The 5,188-nt window shown below is 35.7% G+C and carries 4 protein-coding genes and 1 other annotated feature; of the genes, 1 reads left to right on the top strand and 3 read right to left on the bottom strand.

Annotated features, from left to right (window positions below; genetic code table 11):
* Positions 1-89: 89 nt before the first annotated feature.
* The 3 genes from CP368_RS09115 to CP368_RS09125 form a co-directional block, all read right to left on the bottom strand.
* Entirely contained in the window at positions 90-1,715 is a 1,626-nt protein-coding gene (locus CP368_RS09115; RefSeq protein WP_098046002.1) for a peptide ABC transporter substrate-binding protein, read from the bottom strand.
* A 3-nt stretch (positions 1,716-1,718) separates the two neighbouring features.
* Positions 1,719-2,618 carry a proline iminopeptidase-family hydrolase gene (locus CP368_RS09120; protein WP_098046003.1) on the bottom strand — a complete coding sequence of 300 codons (900 nt, stop codon included), beginning with the start codon at positions 2,616-2,618 and terminating at the stop codon, positions 1,719-1,721.
* A 71-nt stretch (positions 2,619-2,689) separates the two neighbouring features.
* Positions 2,690-2,941: a binding site (T-box leader), on the bottom strand.
* Positions 2,942-3,097: 156 nt separating this feature from the next.
* A complete protein-coding gene (locus CP368_RS09125) occupies positions 3,098-4,408 on the bottom strand; it encodes an NCS2 family permease (protein WP_098046004.1) in 1,311 nt (436 codons plus the stop codon).
* Between the two features lie 180 nt (positions 4,409-4,588).
* On the opposite strand from CP368_RS09125, the gene CP368_RS09130 reads away from it, so the two are divergent.
* The gene (locus CP368_RS09130) at positions 4,589-4,924 is read left to right on the top strand and encodes a MerR family transcriptional regulator (protein ID WP_233185871.1); all 336 of its coding nucleotides are present in this window, start codon (positions 4,589-4,591) and stop codon (positions 4,922-4,924) included.
* Positions 4,925-5,188: the final 264 nt, after the last annotated feature.

Consider the following 5,188-nt stretch of genomic DNA (forward strand, 5'->3'; position numbering starts at 1 on the left):
TTTCAAAATAAAATTGCTTAAAATCGTTGATAACACTTGACTTAGAGTAGAAAAAGCAAGCAGCTGGAACTGCTTGTTTTAAAAATTATTTACTTAAAATATGCTCTTGTATAATCAACTTCACCAACGGAGTGCCATAATACACCCTTTAAGTTGCTTCTTACTAAGTGACTTTCGGTCATGTTGTACAAAGGTGCTACTGCAGTATCTTTAGTTAACTGACTTTGAGCATTTCTCATATTTTGCCAGTATTGTTTGACATCTGCAGCGCTCTTGCTTTTAGCGGCACTAATGTAATTATCGTAAGCCTTACTACTATACTTACCGTAATTTTGAGCATTATTGGTTTGAAGGATATCAAAATCACTCATTGGGTCAGCATAATCAGCAAGCCATAAACTAAAGTGCATGTCAAAGTTGCCTTTACTTACATTATCTTGGCTATTTTTAGCAGGAACAGCGTGTACTTCAACATCTGCACCTTTTAATTTGGATTCAACTTGTGATTGAACAAATTGGGCAATATTCTTATTGATAGTTTGATCATCTGTATAGTAAGTTAAAGTGACAGATTTCTTTCCTTCTTCTTTTAAGCCTTCTTGCCATAATTTTTGTGCTTTTTTGACATTATAATTTTCACTTGGCTTCATTTCAGTTGCAAAATCTTTGCCAGTGGTTGGATCTTTAGCTAAAGTTGGTGCAACAAATGTATATGCAGGTTCTGAACCATCGGCAAGTACTTTTTCAGCTAAGTGTTTTTTGTCTAATACTAAAGATAGAGCCTCACGTAATTTAGAATTTGAAAATACACGTCCTTGACGTTGATTTAGTTGTAAATAGTAGACTCCGGCACGTTTAAGATGCATTAAATTTTTATCTTTTTGCAAGCCTTGAGCCGTGGTTCCTGTAATAGTTGCGTCATCAAGATTTCCTTGTTGGAAAAGTTGATGTGCGGTGTTTGCATCTTTTACAACTTGCATTTTCATTTTCTTTAAATGGATATCTTTTTTATCGTAATAATATTTATTTTGGTCCAAGTCCCATGACAAATTGCTACCTGTCCAACCATCAACCTTGAATGGTCCATTGTAGTACATCTTATTAGAAGCAGAACCATAGCTTTTGCCAAATTTAGTTAAAGCAGCTTTGCTTTGTGGGAAGAATGCTGGCAGAACCATCATTCTAGTAAAGTATGGCATTGGATATTCTAGGTCAACTTGAAGAGTGCGATTGTTTAAAGCTTTGACCCCTAGATCTTTTGCTGGCAATTTACCTGCAGTGACTTTGGTGGCATTCTTTACACCAGTGAAGATATAAGAATAACCTGATTGAGAGTTAGGACTGACAGATCTACGCCATGAATTAACAAAATCTTCCGCAGTTACAGGATCTCCATTGGACCATTTAGCATTTTTTCTTAAGGTGAAGGTATATCTTTTACCGTGATCTGTTGGCTTAACTAATTTTGTAGCCATTGCTGGAGAAGGATTACCTTCTTTATCGGCACGATAAAGTCCTTCCATAGAATTTTCTAGGACATTCCATTGACTAATATTAGCTTGATTAGAAGTATCTAAAGATAAGATTTCTCCTGTTTGCATTAAATGTAAAGTTTGATCTTTTTTATTAGCAGAAGCGTTGTTATTTCCACAAGCAGCGGTAGCTAAAGAAGCTAAGACGACGGAAGCGGATAATAGTAATTTGTTTAATTTCATAGTTTATTCTCCCTTGAATGTGTTGTTCTCAACATCGTGTAAAAACTTAGTTAAAGATGTGAAAAATGCTTTTGGATTATCAGTATTATGACAATGTCCGCCATCCGGAGTTAAAGTTAAGCGTGAATTACTTAGTGTTTGATGCATTCTGCGAGCAGCTGAAAGTGGCATAGTATCGAATTCTCCAAAGGTTAATAAAGTTGGCATCTTCAAACTTGCTAGTTTCTCTCTGAAATCCCATTTGGTAAGCTCACCCACCATAACAAATTCATTATTTCCTTGGAAATAGTTGTAAATCACATTATTGTGAGTATTTACAGGATGAGCTGTACCTGTGGGATGTCTTGTTAAAAAGAGGGAATAAAGATGAGTAACTAATTGCTGATACATAGGGTCAGTAAAATTCTCAGCTTTTTCACATTCTTTCATGTAATCAACTTGCTCAGGTGAAAAAGTTTCTTCACGTTCATGATTAATATTTTCTGTATATTCATCTAAGTTATCAATCATTGACATTAGAACTAAGCCCTTTAGGTGTTTGCCATATTTGTAAGCATATTCTTGAGCAAGAAGTCCACCCCATGAATGTCCCAACAAGTAAAAGTTATCTAAGCCTAACTTTTGTCTTACTTCTTCGACTTCATCGACATATCGAGGGATAGAAAGTAATGATTTATTTTCTTTTTTAGTAAAATCAGGTTGATCAGAATAGTAAGATCCTAATTGATCATATGAATAAACTTCAACGCCTTGCCCTTTTAAGCCATCTTTAAAATTATCAAAAGTTTCATGTGTTCCGCCAGGGCCACCATGTAAGCAAAGCAGTTTAATAGGTCCTTCATTGACTTTTCGTGTAAATAGGTGATAACCATTATCTAAAGTTACTAATCTTGTTTGATCCATTGCCAATTCTCCTTAAAAATTAATAACTTAACTTTGATAATAAAAGAACGCCCTACCAGACCAATTTGATCTAATAGGGCGTTTAAAACGCGGTACCACCTATTTTTGTTAAAAGTTTTTCAACATTTAACCTTCTGCACGTGTGGCCAATCTATTTGTGATTAGCGATACGTCGCCGCTGTATAGGGCGGACCCTGAGAATGCTAATTATCGCACTTTCGGCTCAAAGGTGATTTTCGCGTAAGACTTAATTATCTTCTTTCACCAAGCGAAGACTCTCTGAAAATCTTATCTTAAGTTACTTTCCTTATCAAAGCTAAAATATTATTTATGTTGTAAGTTATAATACTGAAGCATTAATTAATTGTCAATAATTTTTTAAATTGTTTTTAATAAAGCATATAAATCTTTGCAGTGAAATCCAAAAAAACAAGCAGCTATTAACTGCTTGCTTAGATGAAGGTATTTTATTAATGAAATTATTTTACGTTTAAAACCACGTAGTAGATAATGAACACCACGAACAGAATCCACATCATTGGTGTAATTTCCTTGAAACGCTTAGCTGCGATCATTGAAACTGGGTAAACGATAAGGCCCCAGCCTAAACCGTCTGAAATTGAGTAAGTAAGAGGCATACCGATTGCAATGAGGAAACAAGGAATGGCAATTTCGAGATTAGTCCAGTGTACGTGAGCCAAGTTTTCAGCCATTAAAACTCCGACGATGATTAAGGCAGGTGCAGTTACTTGAGTAGTAAAGACGCTCAAGATTGGGCTGAAGATAGTAGAAATTAGGAAGAAAATACCAACCCAAACTGCGGTTAAACCAGTTCTACCACCAACTGCGATACCAGAACTTGATTCAACGAAGGCGCCGACAGGTGAGGTACCAAGTACTGAACCAACAAGCATCCCTGAAGAGTCAGCGGCTAAAGCTTCACCGGCACGAGGCATCTTGTTGTCTTTCATTAAGCCGGCTTGTTGAACCAAACCGATTAAAGTACCGGTCGTGTCAAAGAAAGTTACTAAAAGGAAGGTGAAGACAACAACCCACATTTGAACGGTATTAATATCGCTGATGTGGAAAACTGCTTGACCAAAAGTTGGTGCGATGCTTGGGACAGATGAAATCACGCCCTTAGGCATTGGAACTTGACCAATAACTACGCCGAAGACAGCAGATATAATCATACCGATGAAGATGGCGCCCGGTACACGGGCAATCATCAAGAAGATAGTAATGAATAAACCGAAAATAGTGATCCAAACAGTTGGATTGTTAAGGCTACCGATAGTAACCAAAGTTGAGTCACTGTTTTGAATTAACTTACCACCTTGAAGACCGATGAAGGCGATGAATAAACCGATACCGGCAGAAATAGCATATTTAATGTCTGCAGGTATCGCATCAATAATCATCTCACGAACTTTAAAGACTGTTAGTAAAATGAAAAGAATTGATGCAACAAAAACGGCAGCTAAAGCTGTTTGCCATTTAACGTGCATGCCAAGACAAACTGTGTAAGTGAAGAATGCGTTCAAACCTAACGTTGGAGCTGAAGCGATTGGATAGTTGGCAACAAGTCCCATCACGATACAGGTGAATGCTGCAGATAATGCAGTAACGGTGAACAATGCACCTTTATCCATACCACTAGCGCCCAAAACGTTTGGGTTAACGAAAAGAATGTATGACATACTTACGAAAGTAGTCAAACCGGCTAAAAGCTCGGTCTTAAAGGAGGTATTGTTCTCCTTTAAATGAAAGAAATTACTGATTGCGTTCATTTAGTCCTCCGAAATTTGTATAAAGTGAACATTCAATTAAAATTATACAGTTAATGTTAATAATTTCAATAGGAAAAGAGTAAAATATTTGCTTTTTGAAGTTTTTTCAGGAAAATTTAGCTTATTCTTGACTCTGACGTAGCGTAAACCCGTATATTTAAGTTGTGAGGTGAGAAAGTAATGTCAGAATATACAATCGGAGATTTAGCAAAGAAGTTGAACATAACCACTAGAACCATTCGCTATTATGATCGAAAAGGTTTGGTAAAACCCAGCAGAGTGAGTGAAAGTGGCTATCGCTTATATTCTGCTAAGCAGGTAAAGCAATTAAAACTGATTATCTTTTTAAAAGAACTAGGCTTTTCACTAAAAGATATTCAAAAAATATTAGAGGATAAAAATGGTGATAAGTTGATCGATCTTTTGCTCGAAGATCAACTAAAAAGAAATAAAGAAGAAACACAGAAACTAGAAGATTGCGCTGTACCAACTGCCATAAAAAATCATATTGTTTAGAAACTGTACGCTGATATTTCCTGGGCAATAAAGGCTGATACGAATTAAGTATCGACCTTTTGGGGTTAAATTTATCTGCGATAATGTAAAAAAATTACATTTATGAAAGTATGTATTACAATGAGATCAAATTTGAAAGGGAAATGATAAAAATGAATACACTAACTATAATTATCTTTATATTTTTCTTAGCACTTGGCTATGTTTTGGAAACTGTCAAATCTTTTGTGTAAATAGATCTTTCTCGTAAATTGATTTTTTAAT

The sequence above is a fragment of the Lactobacillus sp. UMNPBX17 genome, assembly GCF_002553735.1.
Lineage (GTDB): Bacteria > Bacillota > Bacilli > Lactobacillales > Lactobacillaceae > Lactobacillus > Lactobacillus gallinarum.

Excerpts from the sequence above, each read along its gene's own strand:
- CP368_RS09115 (WP_098046002.1), bottom strand. The coding sequence starts at position 1,715 with ATGAAATTAAACAAATTACTATTATCCGCTTCCGTCGTCTTAGCTTCT.
- CP368_RS09120 (WP_098046003.1), bottom strand. The coding sequence starts at position 2,618 with ATGGATCAAACAAGATTAGTAACTTTAGATAATGGTTATCACCTATTT.
- CP368_RS09125 (WP_098046004.1), bottom strand. The coding sequence starts at position 4,408 with ATGAACGCAATCAGTAATTTCTTTCATTTAAAGGAGAACAATACCTCC.
- CP368_RS09130 (WP_233185871.1), top strand. The coding sequence starts at position 4,589 with ATGTCAGAATATACAATCGGAGATTTAGCAAAGAAGTTGAACATAACC.